Below are 19780 nucleotides of genomic sequence, written 5' to 3'. Positions count from 1 at the left end.
CGCCCATGTCGGCCCGACAAGCGGCGCATACAGTTTTGATTTATACCTTCGAGGAATCACCATGCGTATCTCACATTCCCGCGTTTTCGCGGCCGTCGCCGCAGCCATCGGCGTCGTACTCGCCGCTTCGCCTTATGCCAAGGAAGCCGGCGCTACGCATGGCGTGGATCTGGCCGGCATCGACCGCTCGGTCAAGCCCGGCGATGACTTCTTCGACTATGCCAATGGCGCCTGGATCAAGACGAACGAGATTCCTGCCGACCGTTCGAGCTGGGGCGCGTGGGGCGTGCTATCCGAACTCAACAACCAGCGCGTGCGCGAGCTGATCGAAGGCGCGGCAGCGACCAAGGCGGCCGACGGCACCGACGCGCAGAAGGTCGGCGACTTCTACGCCAGCTACATGGACGAGACCGGCATCGAGGCCAAGGGCCTCGCGCCGCTCAAGCCCGACCTCGACCGCATCGCCGCGATCAAGGACAAAGCCGCGCTCGCGAGTTATCTCGGCACGACCCTGCGTGCCGATGTCGACGCGCTCAACGCGACGAATTTCTACACCGACAACATTTTCGGCGCCTGGATCACACAGGCGCTCGACGATCCGAACCGCAACGTGCCGTACCTGCTGCAGGGCGGCCTCGGCATGCCCGACCGCGACTACTACGTCTCCGACTCGCCGAAGATGGCCGAGTTGCGCACGAAGTACCGCGCCCACGTCGCGGCGCTGCTGAAGCTCGCCCGGATCGCCGATGCCGAGGCGAAGGCCGAACGCATCTTCGCGCTCGAGATGAAGATTGCGAAGGCGCACGGCCCGCGCGTCGATTCCGAGGACGTGCACAAGGCGAACAATCCGTGGAAGCGCGCCGACTTCGCGAACAAGGCGCCGGGCCTCGACTGGAGCGCGTACTTCAAGAGCGCGGGCCTGGAAACGCAGAGCGATTTTTACGTCTGGCAGCCCGGCGCGATCGCGGGCATCTCGGCGCTGGTCGGCAGTGAGTCGGTCGATGTGTGGAAGGGCTACCTAGCGCTGCGTCTGATCGATCGCAATTCGCCTATTCTTCCGAAAGCGTTCGTCGACGAGAACTTTGCGTTCTACGGCACGGCGATCAGCGGCACGCCGAAGATCCGCGACCGCTGGAAACGCGCGGTGGCCGCGACCAACGGCTCGCTCGGCGAAGTCGTCGGCAAGCTCTACGTCGAAAAATATTTCCCGCCCGAGGCTAAGGCCAAGATCGAGGCGATGGTCGGCGATTTGATCAAGGCTTATCACGCGCGCATCGAAAAACTCGCATGGATGTCGCCGCAGACCAGAGAGAAGGCACTGGCCAAGCTTGCCACGCTCAAGGTCGGCGTCGGCTATCCGGACAAGTGGCGCGACTACTCCACGCTCAATATCGTGCGCGGAGATGCCTACGGCAATGCGCAGCGCGCGCAGCAATTCGACTACAAGCAAGCGCTGGCCAAGCTCGGCAAGGCGCCCGACCGCGGCGAATGGGTGATGACGCCGCAGACGATCAACGCGGTCAATCTGCCGCTCGCCAACGCGCTGAATTTTCCCGCGGCAATCCTGCAGCCGCCGTTCTTCGACGCGCAAGCCGACGCGGCGGTCAACTTTGGCGCGATCGGCGCGGTGATCGGTCACGAGATCAGTCACAGTTTCGATGACCAGGGCAGCCAGTTCGACGCCCAGGGCCGCCTCGTCAACTGGTGGACGCCCGACGATGCCAAGCATTTCGAGGAAGCAGGCGCGCGCCTCGTCGAGCAGTTCAACGGCTACAAACCGTTCCCCGATCTTGCGGAGAACGGCAAGCAGACGCTGAGCGAGAACATCGCCGACGTGGCTGGCCTGTCGGCTGCGCACGATGCGTACATATTGTCGTTGGGCGGCAAACCGGCACCGAAGCTGCAGGACTTGAGCGGCGACCAGCGCTTCTTCCTCGCCTTCGCCCAGGCCTGGCGTACCAAGATGCGCGAGGCGGCGATGCGCAATGCCATCGTCACCGACGGCCACGCTCTCGCGATGTATCGCGGCGATACGGTGCGCAATCTCGACGCGTGGTATCCGGCATTCGAAGTAAAAGAAGGGCAGAAGCTCTATCTCGCGCCGAAGCAGCGCGTGCAAGTATGGTGAGGCATGGCGGCCGGGATCTGCATTTCGTGTCCCGGCCGCTTTCCAACCGGCTCAGCGATCGCTAAAACCGGTAGCCGACCGCGGCGCCCCAGACCCAGGGGTTGATCTTCACTTTGCCCACGTCGGCGCCGTTGACGTGGGCGGTGGTCTCGATGCTGATCCAGCGTCCATCCAGAGTCAGCGACCAGTTGCCGGAAACGCGCCAGTCGATGCCGAAATGCGCGGCAATGCCCCACGAGTCGTCGAGGTCGAGCTGGGTGCCGGCAAGCGGACCTTTTTCCTTGATGCCGAAGAAGCGTGTGTAATTGAGGCCGACGCCGACGAACGGCGATACCTCGCCGTCGGGCGTGAAATGGTATTGCACGCTGAAGGTCGGCGGCAGATGCTTGACGTCAGCGGCTTTGACGCCATTCAATTTGACCTCGTGTTCGAACGGTAGCGCGGCGAGCGCCTCGACGCCCCAGTTGCGCGTGAAGAAGTACTCCAGCGTGATCGTGGGCTTCGCGTCGTCGCCGACCTTGGTTTTCAGTGTGCCGCCGGCGAGCGTGCCGTTGTCGGAATCCGGCGACACGACGTGCGCGCCCACCTTGACCTGCCACGCGCCCGCATCCTGCGCGAGCGCAGGCGAAGCGATGCCGCACAAGATCAGAACCAGTACTGCCTGGCTTTGCTTCATGACATTCCCCCTGATTGGAATGCCCGATGCCGCGGTGCCCCTGCGACGCGGACGGCGAACAACCGCACCCGCTCCACGAGTCGGGCTGGAGGATGTGCCCAGCAAAAATGACGCACACTTCCCCAAGCCAGATCGCGCTGCCTGACCGCTGCAGACGCGAGGCCACCCGGATGCAACAAGTGCAAATGTGTACAAATGTACAGTCACGTTAGCATGCGTGACCGCTGGGCTATCGAGCTATGGATCACACCTTCAGCGCGTACGCACAAGGTAAAGGCTGGCGCCTGTCACAAAACGGAAAAATAATTGTTGTGGGAGGAAATACCTGCACGGCCGGCAAATGCCATTGGTGCTGGGTGGGGAGGTTTTCTGCCGATGGATCGCGTCTACTGAGCTTCGGATTGCAATTTTTTCAATGCTTTTGCGACGCCCTGATTGGACGGATCAAGTCGGTGCGCTTTCTCGTAGCCTTCGATCGCGGCGGATTTTTCGCCATTGGCGAGTTGCGCATCGGCGAGCCAGACATAGGCACCGGGCGTGGCCGGATACAACCTGCAGAACAATTTGCCGATCTCGACGGCATCCTTGTTGCGATGCTGTTCCTCCAGTGTGTCGATCCAGGTCGCGAGTTCCTCGGGCCGGAGGGCGAAGCCGTCGTCCTTCTTCTTCATCTCCTCAAAGACGGTCGCGGCATTGGCAAATCCGCGCTTGCCGAGTTCGGCGGCCATCGCCTCGCGCGTGGGCGGCACGCCAGCGGTCGGTCTCGTCTTGATCTCGACGAGTTTTTTCATCTCGCCCGCAGGACGATTTCTCACGAATTCCTGTGCCTGCGCATCTCCTTTCAAGCGAGCGTCGAGAAATTTCAGCACGTAGCGAGCCATCCAGTTGTAGGTTCGCGATATTTGTTCCAAGGAATAGGTTCCCGGAAATACGACGCGGTCGTTCGTGTCGAGAAAACGCAGATGTTCCGAAGCGAAGTGGTAGTGCTGGAACGGAAGAAACGTTACCTCTTCGACATCGGCGTATTTCATGCGCGCTGGCAGATCGTCGGAAACATCCATCTTGCGTTCGTCGATTTCCTTTTGTGTCGGCGGCGGAGATTCCAGGTACAGGTAGGGCGCGACCAGATGCTGGGGTGTTACGTATTTCGCTTCCGCGATGAGCTTTCCGACGTAGCGGATGCCGCCATCGAGGCCGACCAACGCGGTGATGCGATCGTCCTTCGCCGCCGCGAATACATTGGAAACGCCGCCCCAGCTGTAGCCGGCCACGGCAATGCGCGATGCGTCGGCGTCGGGCAGCTTCTGCGCATAGCCGACTAGGAATTCGATGTCGCCGACCTGCGCTTCGATGCCTTCGAGATCGTCGGTCATCTCGCGTCCATGTGCGCCCAGCGATGGGCTGGCGATGACGATGTAGCCGTGGCTCGCCAGGTATTCGCAAAGGTCGGCATTCTCGAAAGCCGAAGCATTGAAGCTTGGAGCATAGATCACGACAGGAAAACGTTGCTCCAGCGCCGGCGCGTTGTTGGTCGCCCACATTGCTTTTGCTTTTTCCTCGTCGACCTGCGCGGGAGCCATCTTCGGCGGTACCAGCCACCGCATCGTATTGGCGACCACCGTAGCCCGCTGTTCGGTTGTGCGCTCGAAATCGTCTTCGCTGCCGATCAGGGCCAGATAATCGGCAAAGCGCATTGCGGTTCCCGCTTTGTGCGCGGGATACCAGAGCAATGTCTGCACAGGACGCGCGCGCTGCCCCTTGATCGGTTCACCGGTGAAACGATCGTACCTGCCAAGATAGGTTCGTGCATAATCGTATTGCTGGACCACTTTGAACCCGACGCCGAATTCGCCGGGCGATTCGCTGAAAGAAAAGCCGGAAGCCGCTCCGGCCGGCATTGTCCAGAATGCGAACACGAGAGTCAGGCATGCCGCCACGAACAGCGATCGCATCATGTCGCTCCTGCAAGGGAAAGTCGCCGCGCTCACTGAGCGACTACAACTCTGCGGGCACTATTCGATCTGCTCTTTCGCCCAAGCAGCGTCGAGCGCTTCCATCGCGTCTTTCGGCTTGAGCTTTGCTGCTTTCGCGTACGCTTCGGCAACATCGTCTTCGCGCTTGTCGCCGTACAGCAGGAGCAGGGCGTTGCCATATTCGACCCAGGCGATCGGCGAATCCGCGGTCAGCTTGAGTGCTTCCTTGAGCTGCTTCTCCGCTTCGGCGGCGCTGGCGCCGTAGGTCAGCTTGGCGAGCATGCCGCCGACCTTGCCGACGATCTCGGCGTGGTAGACACCGAGCGCCGTATGCGCTTCGGCATGCTTGGGCGCAAGCTTGAGCGCCTTGTCCAGCGATTCCTTGACCTTGCCGCCGATGCCCTGGGCCAGCGCCTGGGTGATCGAGATCGTCTGGCTGTAGCGGCCGAGCGCGAAGGCGCGCCGGTAGTGCGAGTTGGCTTCATCGGGTAGCGCGGCGATCGCTTCGTCGGCGAGCTTGGCCAGCGCGTCGAAGCGGAGGGTCTTTTCCTTGTCGCTGTCGACGAGATAGGTCGCGTGGATGCCGCCGGCCTTGACCGCGACCGAGGCGCCGAGCGCCTTCAGCGCGACGCCGGCCTCGTAGGCCTCGTGGAAATCGCCGCGATGGAAGGCGCGCCAGGCGTCCTGCAGCGCATCGGCGATCTTTGTCGCATCCTTGCCGAGCTTGGGATTGGCCTTGAGCAGCTTGACGACATGTTTCTCGTCCGGAAACGGTTCCTGGTCGCCCGCGTGCAGCTTGTTCCAGGCCTTGGCCAGCTTGTCGCCGGCATAGTCGTAGGCCTTGTCGGGATACGGAAACGCCTTCCAGTTCGATTTCGCCATCGTGGTCTCCCCATTTGGATGGACAAGCTTCCGGCAAGCGCGGTGCAACATGCAAGACGTTGGTAAACTTGCGCAATGAGCCCAGCCGTTTCAAACAATGCCAGCCGACGTGCCGCGGAGTTGCGCGAGCGCCTCGACGAAGCCAGCCACCGCTACCACGTGCTCGACGCGCCGACGATTCCCGACGCCGAGTACGACGCGCTGATGCGCGAGCTCGAAGCGCTCGAGGCGGCGCATCCCGAACTCGTCACGTCCGATTCGCCGACCCAGCGCGTAGGCGCCGCGCCGTCGAGCGCGTTCGCCGAGGTGCGTCACGAAGTGCCGATGCTATCGCTCGCGAACGCGTTCAGCGATGAGGAAATCGGTGAATTCGTGCGCCGCATCCGCACACGCCTCGATTTGAATGCCGATGCTTCGCTCAAGTTCTCAGTCGAGCCGAAGTTCGACGGCCTCGCCATCAGCCTGCGCTACGAAGACGGCAAATTCGTGCGCGGCGCGACGCGTGGCGATGGCGAGACCGGCGAGGACGTGACCGCGAACCTGCGCACGATCAAGCAGATTCCGTTGAAACTGCATGGCAAGGGCTGGCCGACCGTAATCGAAGTGCGCGGTGAGGTCTACATGCCGCGCGCCGGCTTCGAGAAGTACAACGAGACGGCGCGCGAATCGAACGGCAAGATCAAGCCGCTGATCAATCCGCGCAACGCCGCAGCGGGTTCGCTGCGCCAACTCGATCCGCGCATCACCGCGAAGCGGCCCCTCGCGTTTTACGCCTATGCCGTCGGCGTGGTCGAAGGCGGCGAGCTGCCTACGACGCATTCGGCGATGCTGAAGAAACTGCATGCTTGGGGATTCCCGGTCAGCACGCTCGTCGACACGGCGGATGGCGCCCAAGGTTGTCTTACGTATTTCCACCGCGTCGGCGAACAGCGCGACGCGCTGCCGTTCGACATCGACGGCGTCGTCTACAAGATCGACGACCTCGCCACGCAGCGCGAACTCGGTTTTGTCGGCCGCACGCCGCGCTGGGCGATCGCGCACAAGTATCCCGCGCAGGAGCAGACGACGACGATCGAGGCGATCGAGATCAACATCGGTCGCACCGGCGCAGCGACGCCGACTGCGCGTCTGAAACCGGTCTTCGTCGGCGGCGTCACCGTGACCAACGCGACGCTGCACAACGCCGACCAGGTCGCACGCCTCGACGTGCGCATCGGCGATACGGTGATCGTGCGCCGCGCCGGGGACGTGATCCCCGAGGTCGCGCGCGTCGTCGTCGAACGCCGGCCGGCGCACACGCATCGCTGGAAGATGCCGGCGCATTGCCCGATCTGCGGCTCGGCGATCGTGCGCGAGGAGGGCGAAGTCGTCGCGCGCTGCACCGGCGGCCTCGCTTGCGCCGCGCAGGTGCAGCAGGCGCTGTTCCATTTCGCCGCACGCCGCGCAATGGACATCGACGGCCTCGGCGAGCGCTTCATCGAGGGGCTGACCGACTTCGGCTACGTCAAGTCGCCGGCGGATCTGTACAAATTGAAACTCCACGATCTGCTCGAGATGAAGCGTCGCGCGGACGAGCGTGACGGTACGACGCCGGAGACGGTCAAGGCCGGCAAGGTTGCGACCAAGTGGGCGGAAAACCTGATCGAGGCGATCGCGCAGAGCCGGCGCACGACGCTGGCGCGATTCCTCTATTCGCTCGGCATCAACCATGTCGGCGAGAGCACGGCGAAGGCGCTCGCGACGTGGTTCGGCGATATCGCGCTGATCCGCCATCTGCCGTGGCCGATCCTGAAGCTCGTGCCCGATATCGGCGGCGAAGTCGCGCGCGCGATCGACGCGTTTTTCGAGCAGGATGGAAACCAGCGCGTGATCGACGATTTGCTCGAACACGGCATTGTCATCACCGACGCGCATGCGCCGATTGCGAAGGTGCGCGCGGCGCTGACGACTGCGAATGTGCTCGCCGACATGGAGCTGCCGGGCATCACTGAAAAGCGCAGCGAGCAGCTCGCGCAGGCGTTCGATTCGCTCGAGGCGATCCTGCACGCGCCGCCGGCAAAGCTGTCCGCGAGCGGCGTGCCGCTCGATGTCGCCGCCGCGCTCGCGAGCGCGCTCGAGCAGGCGCAGACGCGCGAGCTGTTCAAGCGCAGCGCGCACGCGATGCACCTCTTGCTCGAACGCGCAGAAAGCGCGAAAGGCGCCGCGGGCCCGCTCGACGGCAAGACGGTGGTGCTGACCGGCTCGCTCAATTCGCTGACGCGCGACGAGGCGAAAGACAAGCTCGAAGCGCTCGGCGCCAAGGTTGCCGGCAGCGTGTCGAAGAAGACCAGCTTCGTCGTCGCCGGCGCGGAAGCCGGCTCGAAACTCGACAAGGCGACCGAACTCGGCGTCGAGGTCTGGGACGAGGCGCGGCTGGTGAAATTCCTGCATGCGCATGCCGGTTGATTCGCTTCACGCTGGGTTGCGCCTGCGTGCGCGCCTGTACGCGCGCGTGCGCAGTTTTTTCGCCGAGCGTGACGTGCTCGAGATCGAAACGCCGATCCTGTCGGCGGCGGGCAACACCGATCCGAACATCGAAAGTTTCACGACGCGGTTCAGCGGCCACGTCGATGCGGGCGCGCCATTGCGCTGGTTGCGCACGTCGTCGGAGTTTCCGCAGAAGCGCCTGCTTGCGGCCGGCATCGGCGATTGCTACGAACTCGGCCGCGTCTTCCGTAATGGCGAGGCGGGGCGGCGCCACAATCCCGAGTTCACGATGCTCGAATGGTATCGCGTCGGCTGGGATCACCGGCGCCTGATCGACGAAACCGTCGAACTCGTGCGTGCAGCGCTTGCGCTCGTCGGCAAATCGGCCGACGTACAGAAATATACTTATCGCGAACTGTTCCGTACGGCCCTGAATCTGGATCCGTTTGCCGCGAGCGACGCGGAATTGCAGGCGGCGCTCGGCGACGTGCAAATCGATGCGCACGGGCTGTGGCGCGACGACTGGCTCGATCTGCTGCTCACGCATCGCATCCAACCGACGTTTCCGGCGGACCGCATCACCGTGATCAGCGATTATCCGGCGACGCAGTGCGCACTAGCCAAGATCCGCGCGGATGATTCGCCGGTCGCCGAACGCTTCGAGTTGTACGTCGGCGCCCAGGAGCTTGCCAACGGTTACCACGAGTTGACCGACGCCGCCGAACAGCGCGCGCGCTTCGAGCGCGACAACGCGCGGCGGCGCCAGCGCGGGCTCATCGAGGTGCCGATCGATGCGAGACTGCTCGCGGCGTTGGAGCAGGGCATGCCCGATTGCGCCGGCGTCGCCCTCGGTGTCGAGCGCCTGCTCATGGCCATGCTCGGTACCGACGATATCCGCGACGTGCTGGCGTTCGCGTTCGCCGACGCCTGACCGTCAGCCGCCGCGGTGCACGATGCGCCAGAGATAAATCACGATCGCGATATTGAGCGCGAGCGCGAGGACCTTGAGCCAGGTGAAGTGGTGGTAGATCTCCCATGCCTCGAACGGGATCAGCGAGGCAGTGGCGAACACGGTCAGGTATTCGGCCCAGCGCTTGCGCCGCCACAACCCCCAGCCTTCGACGAGGAATAGCGTGGCGTAGATGCTCGCGCCGATGCCGATCAACTCGAACTTGCGTGGCGTCAGGCCAAGCAGCGCGTCGAGCCAGCGCAGCACGATGCCGTGGCCGCTGCGAAGCGGTAATTGCTCCACCCAACTGGCAAAGTGCTCCAACGACGGCGTATGTACAAGACGGAAGGCGACTGCGGCGAGCAGCAACAACCCGATTCCCTTCGCGAACTTGTATACGGCGATCGCGCGTAGCGCGGCTGCACTGTCGGCCGCCATCTAGAACTCCAGATCGAGCGCAGCGCAGAGGTAATCAAGCATCGGTGCGACGCCCTTGAAGCCATCGACGACGGCATCGCGCAGTTCCGCTGAGCATACGATCTTGTCGTCGATTCCGCGCCATGCGGCGAAGTCCTTGCGCTTGATGTCCTCAATCAGCTCGTGCTGCGGATCGTAGCCGCGCGGCGGACGCGTGAGCGAGTCGCCGCCGATCGTAAACGCGGCGCGGAAGCGTGCGTTGTGCACAGCCTTCTTCCACGCCGCCGGATTGTCGACGAGGAATTCGCGCACGCGATTGAGCGTAGGCGGCTCCGGATGCCAGAGGCCGCCGCCGACAAAGCTGTCGCCGGGCTGCACATGCACGTAGAACGAGGGCGCCGGCACCTGCTTGGAGCGTTCGTGGAACAGGCGCGCGCCAAGCCAGGTCTTGTACGGCGTCTTGTCGTTGGCGAAACGCGTATCGCGATAGATGCGGAACATCGAACCGCCGTGCGGGCGCGGATCGGCGCGATAGTGTTTGCTGATCTTCGCCAGCGGCGCGGCGAGATCGCCGATCAGGTGCAGGAACGGATCGCGCACGACCGCCTCCCAGCGCGGCTTGTTCGCAGTGAACCATTCGCGGTTGTTGTTGCGCGCGAATTCGCGCATCAGCTTGAGGCTGGCCGGAGTGAAATAGGTCGTCGCTGCCATGATCGTTTGCGCTGGAGATTCGCTGTCCGAAGTGTAGCGTAGAGGCGCGATTCAAGGCCCAGTCCTACAGCGGGATTTCGTTTCCCCATACTTCCAGTTGGTCGAGCAGGGCGTGTTGCTCCGGCCTCGTCGTCGGTGCGGCGCGCAGTTGCGCGATCTCCGCAAAATAATCGGGCAAAGTCAGTGCGCTGGCGTCGGTCTGTACGATCAGGCGCATGCGACGGAACTCGTTCCAGCGCTCGGCCTCGTCGGTGCTCAGTGTCTGCGGCCAGTTGCGCGCGCGATAGCGGAACAGCAGTTCGGTGTAGCGTGGATCGACGAAAGAAAACTGGCGCGTGCCGAGTTGTTCGGGCGGCGAGCTGCGTATCTCGCGGAACAGGCGCTTGTCCGCATCGGACGGGAAACCTGAATAGATCGCCAGATCGGCATCGACCGCTCCGCGTTCCTCGCGTGAAGTCGAAAACACCTCGCGCAGCTTCTCTGCCAGATCATCTGATTGCTGCAATCGCGCGAGATGCGCCTTGCAACGCTCGACATCGAGGCCGATGCGCGCGGCGTCGACCCCATTCAAGGCCGACAGCGGCGCCAGCGCGGGCGACTTGTTCGCGTGCACGGTCTTGAGCGGGATGCGCTCGACATCCTCGGGCAGGTCGGCGCGCGGCGTGAACACACGATCGGCGATTTCTTCGGCGTCGAGTTCGAGCAGCGGCGCCGGGTCGGCGTCGAGGTCGTAGACGATCACGCCGTTGCCCTGCGTCGGGTGCGCGGCGAGCGGCACGATCATCGCCAGGCAACCGCGTTCGGCTGGATAGCGCGAAGACACATGCAGCACCGGCGTGCGATGCGCGTAGTCGAGCAGTTCGAACGCGCGCTGCTTTTTGCGCAGTTCGAAATAGAACTGCCACAGGCGCGGCTGGCGCGCGCGCAGCAGGCGGGCGAGGGCGATCGTCGCCTGCACGTCGGACAGCGCATCGTGGGCGTGCTCGTGACCGAGATGATTGGCAGCGGTCAGCTGTTCCAGCTTGAAACTCGGGATATTGCTTATGCGATCGTCCTGATCGCGAGAGTCAAAAAGCACGCTTCCTTGCGCGCACTTCTCAATTTTACGCATCGGCCATTCGATGCCCTGCGGTCGCAGCGCGTAGCACATGCGGACGAGATCGATCAGGTCCCAGCGCGAGTTCTTGTCCTTCCACTCGCGCTCGTACGGGTCATAAAAATTGCGATAGAGCAGGTTGCGCGTGAATTCGTCGTCGAAGCGCAGCGAGTTGTAGCCGACGCCGCAGGTGCCCGGCAGGGCGAGTTCTTCCTGGATGCGTGCGGTGAACTCGGCTTCGATGATGCCTTCGCGCTCGGCCTGCTGCGGCGAAATGCCGGTGACAAGGCAGGCCGCCGGCCGTGGCAACACGTCGGCGGCGGGCTTGCAGTAAATCGAGACGGGATCGCCGATCGGCTCGAGCTCAAGCGTCGTGCGCTGGCCGGCGAATTGCACCGCGCGGTCGCGGCGCGGGTCGGTGCCCGAGGTTTCGTAGTCGTGCCAGAAGAAGCTTGCCTGGTTCATCGGCCAAGCTTACCGGAACGCATCGCAGTGGCGTCGCGCACGCGCACTCAGCTGCGCGCGAGCACGTCGCCGGGTACGCGCACGGCGCCTTCCATCAGTACGCGCGCCGAGCGCGACATTACCGCCTTGGTTGCGACCCACTGGCCATTGAGTTGCTTCACCTTGGCGCCGACACGCAATGTGCCGGACGGATGGCCAAAACGCACCAGGTCGCGGGTGCCGCCGCCGGCTGCGGCGTTGACCAGCGTGCCGGGCACTGCCGCGGCAGTGGCGATGGCGACAGAGGCCGTGCCCATCATTGCGTGGTGCAGCTTGCCCATCGAGATCGCGCGCGCCAGCAATGCGATGTCGGCGGCATGCACCGGCTTGCCGCTGGAGGCGATGTAATCCTTCGGGGGTGCCACGAACGCGACCTTCGGCGTCAGCGGGCGCCGTGCTGCGTCGGCGACATCGCCGATCAGGCCCATGCGCACCGCGCCGGCGGCGCGGATCGCCTCCAGCTTTTCCAGCAGCACCTGGTTTTCGTTGATCGCTGGTTGCAGTTCGGTGCCGTTCAAACCCAGAGCGGCAGCGTCGACGAACACCACCGGCACGCCGGCGTTGATCAGCGTCGCCTTGAAGGTGCCGACGCCGGGCACGTCGAGGTCATCGACCAGATTGCCGGTCGGAAACATTCGGCCGCCGTCCTCGCCGCCATCGGCGGGGTCGAGGAATTCCAGCGCGATTTCGGCGGCGGGAAAGGTCACGCCATCCAGTTCGAAATCGCCGGTCTCCTGCACTTCGCCGTCCGTGATCGGCACGTGCGCGACGATGGTCTTGCCGATGTTGGCCTGCCAGATCCGCAGCGTGCAGAGGCCATTGTGCGGTACGCGCGCGGGATCGATGAAACCATTCGCGATGGCGAACGGACCGACCGCCGAGGACAGGTTGCCGCAGTTGCCGCTCCAGTCGATGAAGTCGGCGTCGAGCGGCACCTGGCCATAGAGGTAATCGATGTCGTGGCCTGGCATAGACGACTTCGAGATGATCACCACCTTGCTGGTGCTCGAAGTCGCGCCACCCATGCCGTCAGTCTGCTTGCCGTAAGGATCGGGCGAACCGATCACACGTTGTAGCAGTGCATCGCGGGCGGCGCCGGGTTTTCGCGCGGTCTCGGGCAGATCCTGCAGGCGGAAGAACACGCCTTTCGATGTACCGCCGCGCATGTAGGTGGCCGGGATTTTGATCTGCGCTGCACGTGCCATGGCTCAGGCCGCCTTCGACGATTCGAGGAAATCCTGGGCAAAGCGCTGCAACACGCCGCCCGCTTCGTAGATCGAGACTTCTTCGTCCGAATCAAGGCGGCAGGTGACAGGCACCTCGACACGCTCGCCGTTGCTGCGATGGATCACCAAGGTCAGTGCCGCGCGCGGTGCGGGTTTGCCCGTCACATCGAAGGTTTCGCTGCCGTCGATGGCGTAGGTCTTGCGTGTATCGCCCGGCTTGAATTCCAGCGGCAGCACGCCCATGCCGATCAGGTTGGTGCGGTGGATGCGCTCGAAGCCTTCGGCGACGATCGCCTCGACGCCGGCGAGGCGCACGCCTTTCGCCGCCCAGTCGCGCGAACTGCCCTGGCCGTAGTCGGCACCGGCAATGATGATCAGCGGCTGCTTGCGCTGCATGTAGGTTTCGATCGCTTCCCACATGCGCATGACCTTGCCGTCGGGTTCGAGGCGGGCGAGCGAGCCTTTCTTGACTGTGCCGTCGACGATGGCCATCTCGTTGACGAGCTGCGGATTGGCGAACGTCGCGCGCTGCGCGGTCAGGTGATCCCCGCGATGCGTTGCGTATGAATTGAAGTCTTCTTCGGGCAGGCCCATCTTGGCGAGGTATTCGCCGGCCGCGCTGCTGCGCAGAATCGCATTCGACGGCGACAGATGATCGGTCGTGATGTTGTCGGGCAACACCGCGAGCGGGCGCAGGCCACGCAACGTGCGCTCGCCGGCCAGCGCGCCTTCCCAGTACGGCGGGCGGCGGATGTAGGTGCTCTGCGGGCGCCAGGCATACAGCGGCGCGGCACGCTCGCCGCTGTCGACGGCAAGCTTGAACATCGGCTCGTAGACCTTGCGGAACTGCTCGGGCTTGACGCTCGATTTGACGATCGCGTCGATCTCGGCATCGCTCGGCCAGATATCCTTGAGCCGCACCTCGTTGCCTTGCGCATCGATTCCGAGCACGTCCTTTTCGATATCGAAGCGAATAGTGCCGGCGATCGCGTAGGCGATCACGAGCGGCGGCGAGGCGAGGAAGGCCTGCTTCGCATACGGATGGATGCGGCCGTCGAAGTTGCGGTTGCCGCTGAGCACCGCGGTTGCATAGAGATCCCGGTCGATAATTTCCTGCTGGATCTTCGGGTCGAGTGCGCCGCTCATGCCGTTGCAGGTCGTGCAGGCGAACGCGACGATGCCGAAGCCGAGCTTCTCGAGCTCCGGCAACAGGCCCGCTTCTTCGAGATAGAGCTGCACCGCCTTCGATCCGGGCGCGAGCGAAGTCTTTACCCACGACTTGCGCACGAGGCCCTTGGCATTTGCGTTGCGTGCGATGAGACCCGCGGCAATCACATTGCGCGGGTTCGAAGTATTCGTGCAACTGGTGATCGCGGCGATGATGACCGCGCCATCGGGCATCAGTCCCTTGGCTTCGTCGCTCTTGCCCGCTTCAAGCTTGGCTTTGTCGGCAATATCGCGCGCCGCCAATTCGCTGACCGGCAGCCGGCGATGCGGATTCGATGGGCCGGCCATGTTGCGCACGACGCTGGACAGATCGAAATGCAGCGTGCGTTCGTACTGCGCGGTCTTCAGCGCATCGGCCCAGAGTCCCGCGGTCTTCGCATAGGTCTCGACCAGCGCGACCTGCTCGTCGCTGCGTCCGGTCAATCTCAGATAATCGAGCGTGTTGCCGTCAATGAAGAACATCGCTGCGGTCGCGCCGTATTCGGGCGCCATGTTCGAGATCGTCGCGCGGTCGCCAACGGTCAGCGCCGCCGCGCCTTCGCCGCGGAATTCGAGGTAGGCGCCGACGACTTTGGACTGACGCAGAAATTCGGTCAGCGCGAGCACGATGTCGGTCGCGGTGATGCCGGGCTGGGGCTTGCCGCTCAACTCGACGCCGACGATGTCGGGCAGACGCATCCACGAGGCGCGGCCGAGCATGACGTTCTCGGCCTCGAGGCCGCCGACGCCGACCGCGATCACGCCGAGTGCGTCGACATGCGGCGTGTGGCTGTCGGTGCCGACGCAGGTGTCAGGGAATGCCACGCCGTCCTGCACGTAGATCACCGGCGACATCTTCTCCAGGTTGATCTGGTGCATGATGCCGTTGCCGGGCGGGATCACGTCGACGTTGCGAAACGCCTTCTTCGTCCAGTCGATGAAGTGGAAGCGGTCCTCGTTACGACGATCCTCGATCGCGCGGTTCTTCGCGAACGCGTTCGGGTCGTAACCGCCGCATTCGACCGCGAGCGAGTGGTCGACGATCAATTGCACCGGCACGACGGGATTCACCGCCGCTGGATCGCCGCCCTGATCCGCGATCGCGTCACGCAGGCCGGCCAGATCGACCAGCGCGGTCTGGCCGAGGATGTCATGGCAGACCACGCGCGCCGGGAACCACGGGAAATCGATATCGCGTTTGCGCTCGATCAGTTGGCCGAGATACGCGTCGATACGTGCGGGATCGGCGCGACGCACGATATTCTCGGCATGCACACGCGCGGTGTACGGCAGCGTCTCCCACGCGCCGGGCTGGATCGCGTCGACGGCGGCACGCGCGTCGAACCAGTCGAGGCGGGTGCCAGGAAGTGGCTTGCGATAGGTCGTGTTCATGGCGAACTGCTCCAATTGGGCGCGGACACGAGCGGCGAAGACAGTCATTCTCGCTCATCGCTTTCGTGTAAAAAGAGCATTATCCGCGTATTGACGGACGGCGTCCTTGCCGGGATAATGCGCGGCTCACTGAGCGCCCGTAGCTCAGCTGGATAGAGCACCAGGCTACGAACTTGGTGGTCGGGAGTTCGAATCTCTCCGGGCGCGCCATATTCAGATCAAGAAGGCCGATGCCAAACGCATCGGCCTTCTTCGTTTGCGCGCGTCTGCAGAACGGAAGCCGGCTTGAAGGCGACCTGCGGGACGTGCACAGTGTCGGCTTCCGCCGTGCCCAAGCCCGGCCCACCCGGACCACGCCATGCAGACCGAAACGCGCAACCTCGCCCTGTTCTGCGATTTCGAGAACCTCGCGCTCGGCGTACGCGAGGCCAAATACGCACAATTCGACATCACCAAGGTGCTCGAGCGCCTGCTGCTGAAGGGCAGCATCGTGGTGAAGAAGGCCTATTGCGACTGGGAGCGCTACAAGGAATTCCGCCCGGCAATGCACTACGCCTCGTTCGAGTTGATCGAGGTGCCGCACGTCAGTCAGTCAGGCAAGAACTCGGCCGACATCCGCATGGTCGTCGATGCGCTCGACCTGTGCTACACGAAGGCGCACGTGGATACGTTCGTCATCCTCAGCGGCGATTCGGACTTCTCGCCGCTGGTCAGCAAGCTGCGCGAGAACAACAAGCTCGTGATCGGCGTCGGCGTGAAGAATTCGACCTCGGAACTGCTGATCGCGAATTGCGACGAGTTCATCTACTACGACGATCTGGTACGCGTACAGAAAAAGCGCCAGGCGCCGAAGAAGAAAGCCGAAGAAAAGGTCTCGAAGGCTGCGGCGCCGGCAGCTGCGCAGGATCGCGAGGCGGCAAAGAAGCAGGAAGCGCTCGATCTCGTCCTCGAAACCGTCGAAGCGCTGATCGAAGAACGCGGCGAGGATGAAACGATCTGGGGCTCGATGGTCAAGCAGGCGGTGAAGCGGCGCAAGCCGGGCTTCAGCGAAAGCTACTACGGCTTCAAATCGTTCGGTGCATTGCTCGAAGAGGGCAGGAAGCGCGGACTTCTCCAGCTCGAACGAGAGGAGAAGTCCGGCAACTACCGCGTGATAGGCACGGCCGACGACAAGCCTTGATCATGCTTTCGCGCGTTGCGCGGACTCGAACATCAAGCCATCGCTTCGTACAAGGGCAGGGTCAGGAACTCGGGGAAATTCTTCGACAGCGCCATCTCTTCGAAGATCTTGGCGGCTTGCTCGTAGGTGTCGACCTTTTCGCTTTGTGCCGTGACGGTGGCCTTGACCTTGGCCAGTTCCTCGGGAATCAGCGCACGCACGAGCGCGGCGTCGACCTTGCGCCCGTCGTCGAGCACGCCCTTGTCACTGACCACCCATTGCCAGACCTGCGAGCGCGAAATCTCCGCGGTCGCGGCGTCTTCCATGAGATTGTGGATCGGCACGCAGCCGTTGCCAGCGAGCCAGCTGCCGAGATAATGGATGCCGACATTGATGTTGTTGCGCAGGCCGGTCTCGGTGATCGGCGCCTCGGGCACGAAGTTGAGGAAATCGGCGGCGACAAATTTCTCGTCGCGCTGCTTGCTCCACTGGTTCGGCCTGTCGCCGAGCACGGCGACGAATTCTTGCATGGCGATATCGACGAGACCCGGATGCGCAATCCAGCCGCCGTCGAAGCCATCGCTGGCGTCGCGCTTTTTGTCGTGGCGCACGCCGGCCAGCGCCTTTTCGTTTGCCGCAGCGTCGCCCTTGATCGGGATCAGTGCCGCCATGCCGCCGATCGCAGGCGCGCCGCGCTTGTGGCAGGCCTGCACGAGGGCGAGCGCGTAAGCGCGCATGAACGGCACTTCCATGTTGATCGCCACACGATTGGCAAGGCAGAAACCCGGCTTGTTCTTGAATTTCTTGATCGCGCTGAAGATGTAGTCCCAGCGGCCGGCGTTGAGGCCGGCCGAATGCTCGCGCAGCTCGTACAGGATCTCTTCCATCTCGAACGTGGCAAGAATCGTTTCGAGCAGCACGGTCGCCTTGATCGAGCCCTGCGCGATACCGAGTTCCTTCTGCGCCATGACGAAGATGTCGTTCCACAGCCGTGCTTCGAGGTGACTCTCCATTTTCGGCAGGTAGTAGAACGGGCCGAAACCGCGCGCGATCTGCTCCTTGGCGTTGTGAAAGAACACGAGGGCGAAGTCGAAGATGCCGCCGGAGATGCGCTGGCCGTCGACGGTCACGTGCTTCTCGTCGAGATGCCAGCCGCGCGGGCGGACCTGCAACGTCGCGATCTTGTCGTTGAGCTTGTAGACCTTGCCGGCCTCGTTGGTGTAGCTGATCGTGCCGCGGATCGCGTCGTACAGGTTCACTTGGCCCTGGATCTGGTTGAACCAGTTCGGGCTGTTCGAATCCTCGAAATCGGTCATGTATGAATCCGCGCCCGAGTTGAACGCGTTGATGATCATCTTGCGCTCGACCGGACCGGTGATCTCGACGCGGCGGCATTCGAGCGCCTTCGGTAGCGGCGCGATTTTCCAGTCGCCTTCGCGGATGTGTTTCGTCTCCGGCAGGAAATCCGGCATCTCGCCGGCGTCGATGCGCGCCTGGCGCGCGATTCGCGTCTTGAGTAGTTCCTGGCGGCGCGGCTCGAAGGCACGGTGCAGTTTGGCCGCAAACGCGAGCGCATCGTGGGTGAGGATCTCGTCGAAGCGTGGATGCAATGGCGCGTTGATCGCAACGCCGCTGGGGAGGGTAGGCGAGGCCATGAAAGTCCTGGGGGCGAGGGGAAAGGGAAAAATACGGCGGAAAAGTCGATGCTTTACTCTAGCCGCGACGATGCTTGGGCGGCATCGTCCTTTGTGCCGATCAGGTCCGGCTCGCGACCGGGATCAGCGCGCCGGTGACGGCCTGAGCCTGGTCCGAAAGCAGGAACAGGATGACGTCGGCAATCTGCGCGGGCTTCACCCAGCGCGAAAAATCGGCGTCGGGCATGTCCTTGCGGTTGGCCGGCGTGTCGATAGTGGTCGGCAGGATCGCGTTGACGGTGACGCCGCGATCCTTGAGCTCTTCGGCCAGCGCCTCGGTCAGCTTGAATACGCCGGCTTTCGAGGCAGCGTAGGCGCCCATGCCGGTGCCTGCTTTCACCGCGCCCGCCGCGCCGATGTTGACGATGCGTGCGGAAGGGCTGCGCACAAGCAGGGGCAGGGCGGCCATGCAGGAGGCAACCGCGGTGCGCAGGTTGACATTGAACAGCAGATCCCACGTCGCCAGGTTGCCGCCTTCGAGCTTCTCCCAGCGAAATGTGCCGGCGACGTTGATGAGCGCATCAAGGCCGCCCAGCTTCTCGCCGATTGCGCTAAAGGTCTTGTCGACCGCCGCAGCCGAGGAGAGATCGACCCCGCCGAACTCGTGCAGGTTGCCCGTACCGGCGGCGACGGTGGCGTGGTCGATTGCGGCCACCGTGGCACCGGCGTCGAGCGCCGCGCGCACGATCACGCTACCGAGGCTGCCCGCCGCTCCGGTGACTGCGATCCGTTTGCCCTGAAGATTCATGGTCCGTCTCCGTATCGAGGGGCGTCGATGCTAGCTCACGGCATCGGCGAGTGCCATGCGGACCAATGCCGCATCGGATGGCAAACAGGGCGGCGTTTGACTGGATCGATGCGGACTCTTACCATGCACGCCCCCGTGCGGCCTGATCGGCGTGCGGTATATCGGGGCATAGCTCAGCCTGGTAGAGCGCCAGCTTTGGGAGCTGGATGTCGAGAGTTCGAATCCCTCTGCCCCGACCACTGACACTGGTAGATTTATCCTCGCTCTCGATTCCGACGTCTGGATTCCGAGAGCCCCCAGGGATCGTGCGTTACACTATCCGGATGCGCCCGTAGCTCAACCGGATAGAGCACGGACCTTCTAAGTCCGGGGTTGGGGGTTCGATTCCCTCCGGGCGCGCCATCGCAAGATTGATGGGGACTCTTGTATTTCGACCGGTGACTTGCGCTACAATTGCCGGCTCGGTGGTGGGTGTAGCTCAGCTGGTTAGAGTACCGGATTGTGATTCCGGATGTCGTGGGTTCGAGTCCCATCATCCACCCCAGTTTCACCT

The 19780-nt window shown here is 63.4% G+C and carries 14 protein-coding genes and 4 tRNA genes; 8 read left to right on the top strand and 10 right to left on the bottom strand.

Annotated elements, in window-relative coordinates:
* Nucleotides 1–61: 61 nt before the first annotated feature.
* Nucleotides 62–2128, top strand: coding sequence for a M13 family metallopeptidase (locus F455_RS0110340; protein ID WP_018973211.1), 2067 nt, complete (start codon nt 62–64; stop codon nt 2126–2128).
* Nucleotides 2129–2189: 61 nt separating this feature from the next.
* On the opposite strand, the gene F455_RS0110335 is transcribed toward F455_RS0110340, so the two are convergent.
* The 3 genes from F455_RS0110335 to F455_RS0110325 form a co-directional block, all read right to left on the bottom strand.
* Nucleotides 2190–2804 carry an OmpW/AlkL family protein gene (locus tag F455_RS0110335; RefSeq protein WP_018973210.1) on the bottom strand — a complete coding sequence of 205 codons (615 nt, stop codon included), beginning with the start codon at nt 2802–2804 and terminating at the stop codon, nt 2190–2192.
* Nucleotides 2805–3190: 386 nt separating this feature from the next.
* A complete protein-coding gene (locus F455_RS0110330) occupies nt 3191–4756 on the bottom strand; it encodes a dienelactone hydrolase family protein (RefSeq protein ID WP_026293266.1) in 1566 nt (521 codons plus the stop codon).
* 60 nt (nt 4757–4816) lie between these two features.
* Nucleotides 4817–5659 carry a hypothetical protein gene (locus F455_RS0110325; RefSeq protein WP_018973208.1) on the bottom strand — a complete coding sequence of 281 codons (843 nt, stop codon included), beginning with the start codon at nt 5657–5659 and terminating at the stop codon, nt 4817–4819.
* Between the two features lie 75 nt (nt 5660–5734).
* Here F455_RS0110325 and ligA point away from each other — a divergent pair, with 75 nt between their 5' ends.
* On the top strand, nt 5735–8104 hold the full coding sequence (gene ligA, locus F455_RS0110320) for an NAD-dependent DNA ligase LigA (protein WP_026293265.1): 2370 nt from the start codon (nt 5735–5737) through the stop codon (nt 8102–8104).
* On the top strand, nt 8088–9056 hold the full coding sequence (gene epmA, locus F455_RS0110315; RefSeq protein WP_018973206.1) for an EF-P lysine aminoacylase EpmA: 969 nt from the start codon (nt 8088–8090) through the stop codon (nt 9054–9056). The genes ligA and epmA overlap by 17 nt, the downstream gene beginning before the upstream one ends.
* 3 nt (nt 9057–9059) lie before the next feature.
* Here epmA and F455_RS0110310 read toward each other — a convergent pair whose 3' ends face one another.
* The 5 genes from F455_RS0110310 to acnD form a co-directional block, all read right to left on the bottom strand.
* Entirely contained in the window at nt 9060–9512 is a 453-nt protein-coding gene (locus F455_RS0110310; RefSeq protein WP_018973205.1) for a DUF2127 domain-containing protein, read from the bottom strand.
* Nucleotides 9513–10202, bottom strand: a complete 690-nt coding sequence (locus tag F455_RS0110305) for a DUF2461 domain-containing protein (RefSeq protein ID WP_018973204.1) — start codon at nt 10200–10202, stop codon at nt 9513–9515. It abuts the gene before it with no gap.
* Between the two features lie 64 nt (nt 10203–10266).
* Nucleotides 10267–11763: an exodeoxyribonuclease I gene (sbcB, locus tag F455_RS0110300; RefSeq protein ID WP_018973203.1), complete on the bottom strand. Its 1497-nt coding sequence runs from the start codon at nt 11761–11763 to the stop codon at nt 10267–10269.
* 47 nt (nt 11764–11810) lie between these two features.
* On the bottom strand, nt 11811–13007 hold the full coding sequence (gene prpF, locus F455_RS0110295) for a 2-methylaconitate cis-trans isomerase PrpF (RefSeq protein ID WP_018973202.1): 1197 nt from the start codon (nt 13005–13007) through the stop codon (nt 11811–11813).
* 3 nt (nt 13008–13010) lie between these two features.
* Nucleotides 13011–15626: a Fe/S-dependent 2-methylisocitrate dehydratase AcnD gene (acnD, locus tag F455_RS0110290; protein ID WP_020684074.1), complete on the bottom strand. Its 2616-nt coding sequence runs from the start codon at nt 15624–15626 to the stop codon at nt 13011–13013.
* A 133-nt stretch (nt 15627–15759) separates the two neighbouring features.
* On the opposite strand from acnD, the gene F455_RS0110285 reads away from it, so the two are divergent.
* Both F455_RS0110285 and F455_RS0110280 read left to right on the top strand, forming a co-directional pair.
* Nucleotides 15760–15836: transfer RNA gene (locus tag F455_RS0110285), tRNA-Arg, on the top strand.
* A gap of 148 nt (nt 15837–15984) precedes the next feature.
* On the top strand, nt 15985–16806 hold the full coding sequence (locus F455_RS0110280; protein WP_018973200.1) for an NYN domain-containing protein: 822 nt from the start codon (nt 15985–15987) through the stop codon (nt 16804–16806).
* Nucleotides 16807–16838: 32 nt separating this feature from the next.
* Here the strand turns inward: F455_RS0110280 and aceB are convergent, their stop codons facing one another.
* Both aceB and F455_RS0110270 read right to left on the bottom strand, forming a co-directional pair.
* A complete protein-coding gene (gene aceB, locus F455_RS0110275; protein ID WP_018973199.1) occupies nt 16839–18440 on the bottom strand; it encodes a malate synthase A in 1602 nt (533 codons plus the stop codon).
* A gap of 100 nt (nt 18441–18540) precedes the next feature.
* Nucleotides 18541–19227, bottom strand: coding sequence for an SDR family oxidoreductase (locus tag F455_RS0110270; protein WP_018973198.1), 687 nt, complete (start codon nt 19225–19227; stop codon nt 18541–18543).
* A 162-nt stretch (nt 19228–19389) separates the two neighbouring features.
* Here F455_RS0110270 and F455_RS0110265 point away from each other — a divergent pair.
* The 3 genes from F455_RS0110265 to F455_RS0110255 all read left to right on the top strand — a co-directional run bounded on the left by F455_RS0110265 (nt 19390) and on the right by F455_RS0110255 (nt 19771).
* Nucleotides 19390–19466: transfer RNA gene (locus F455_RS0110265), tRNA-Pro, on the top strand.
* Nucleotides 19467–19552: 86 nt separating this feature from the next.
* Nucleotides 19553–19629 (top strand) — tRNA-Arg (locus tag F455_RS0110260).
* 65 nt (nt 19630–19694) lie between these two features.
* Nucleotides 19695–19771, top strand: a tRNA-His gene (locus F455_RS0110255).
* Nucleotides 19772–19780: the final 9 nt, after the last annotated feature.

Origin of the sequence: Rudaea cellulosilytica DSM 22992 (assembly GCF_000378125.1) — a bacterium.
Taxonomy (GTDB): Bacteria; Pseudomonadota; Gammaproteobacteria; order Xanthomonadales; family Rhodanobacteraceae; genus Rudaea; species Rudaea cellulosilytica.
The sequence above is the reverse complement of the archived record's forward strand: the minus strand, read 5'-3'. Positions and strand labels throughout refer to the sequence as shown.

Excerpts from the sequence above, each read along its gene's own strand:
- F455_RS0110310 (WP_018973205.1), bottom strand. The coding sequence starts at position 9,512 with ATGGCGGCCGACAGTGCAGCCGCGCTACGCGCGATCGCCGTATACAAG.
- acnD (WP_020684074.1), bottom strand. The coding sequence starts at position 15,626 with ATGAACACGACCTATCGCAAGCCACTTCCTGGCACCCGCCTCGACTGG.
- aceB (WP_018973199.1), bottom strand. The coding sequence starts at position 18,440 with ATGGCCTCGCCTACCCTCCCCAGCGGCGTTGCGATCAACGCGCCATTG.
- F455_RS0110330 (WP_026293266.1), bottom strand. The coding sequence starts at position 4,756 with ATGCGATCGCTGTTCGTGGCGGCATGCCTGACTCTCGTGTTCGCATTC.
- ligA (WP_026293265.1), top strand. The coding sequence starts at position 5,735 with ATGAGCCCAGCCGTTTCAAACAATGCCAGCCGACGTGCCGCGGAGTTG.
- prpF (WP_018973202.1), bottom strand. The coding sequence starts at position 13,007 with ATGGCACGTGCAGCGCAGATCAAAATCCCGGCCACCTACATGCGCGGC.
- F455_RS0110335 (WP_018973210.1), bottom strand. The coding sequence starts at position 2,804 with ATGAAGCAAAGCCAGGCAGTACTGGTTCTGATCTTGTGCGGCATCGCT.
- F455_RS0110340 (WP_018973211.1), top strand. The coding sequence starts at position 62 with ATGCGTATCTCACATTCCCGCGTTTTCGCGGCCGTCGCCGCAGCCATC.
- epmA (WP_018973206.1), top strand. The coding sequence starts at position 8,088 with ATGCGCATGCCGGTTGATTCGCTTCACGCTGGGTTGCGCCTGCGTGCG.
- F455_RS0110270 (WP_018973198.1), bottom strand. The coding sequence starts at position 19,227 with ATGAATCTTCAGGGCAAACGGATCGCAGTCACCGGAGCGGCGGGCAGC.
- F455_RS0110305 (WP_018973204.1), bottom strand. The coding sequence starts at position 10,202 with ATGGCAGCGACGACCTATTTCACTCCGGCCAGCCTCAAGCTGATGCGC.
- sbcB (WP_018973203.1), bottom strand. The coding sequence starts at position 11,763 with ATGAACCAGGCAAGCTTCTTCTGGCACGACTACGAAACCTCGGGCACC.
- F455_RS0110325 (WP_018973208.1), bottom strand. The coding sequence starts at position 5,659 with ATGGCGAAATCGAACTGGAAGGCGTTTCCGTATCCCGACAAGGCCTAC.
- F455_RS0110280 (WP_018973200.1), top strand. The coding sequence starts at position 15,985 with ATGCAGACCGAAACGCGCAACCTCGCCCTGTTCTGCGATTTCGAGAAC.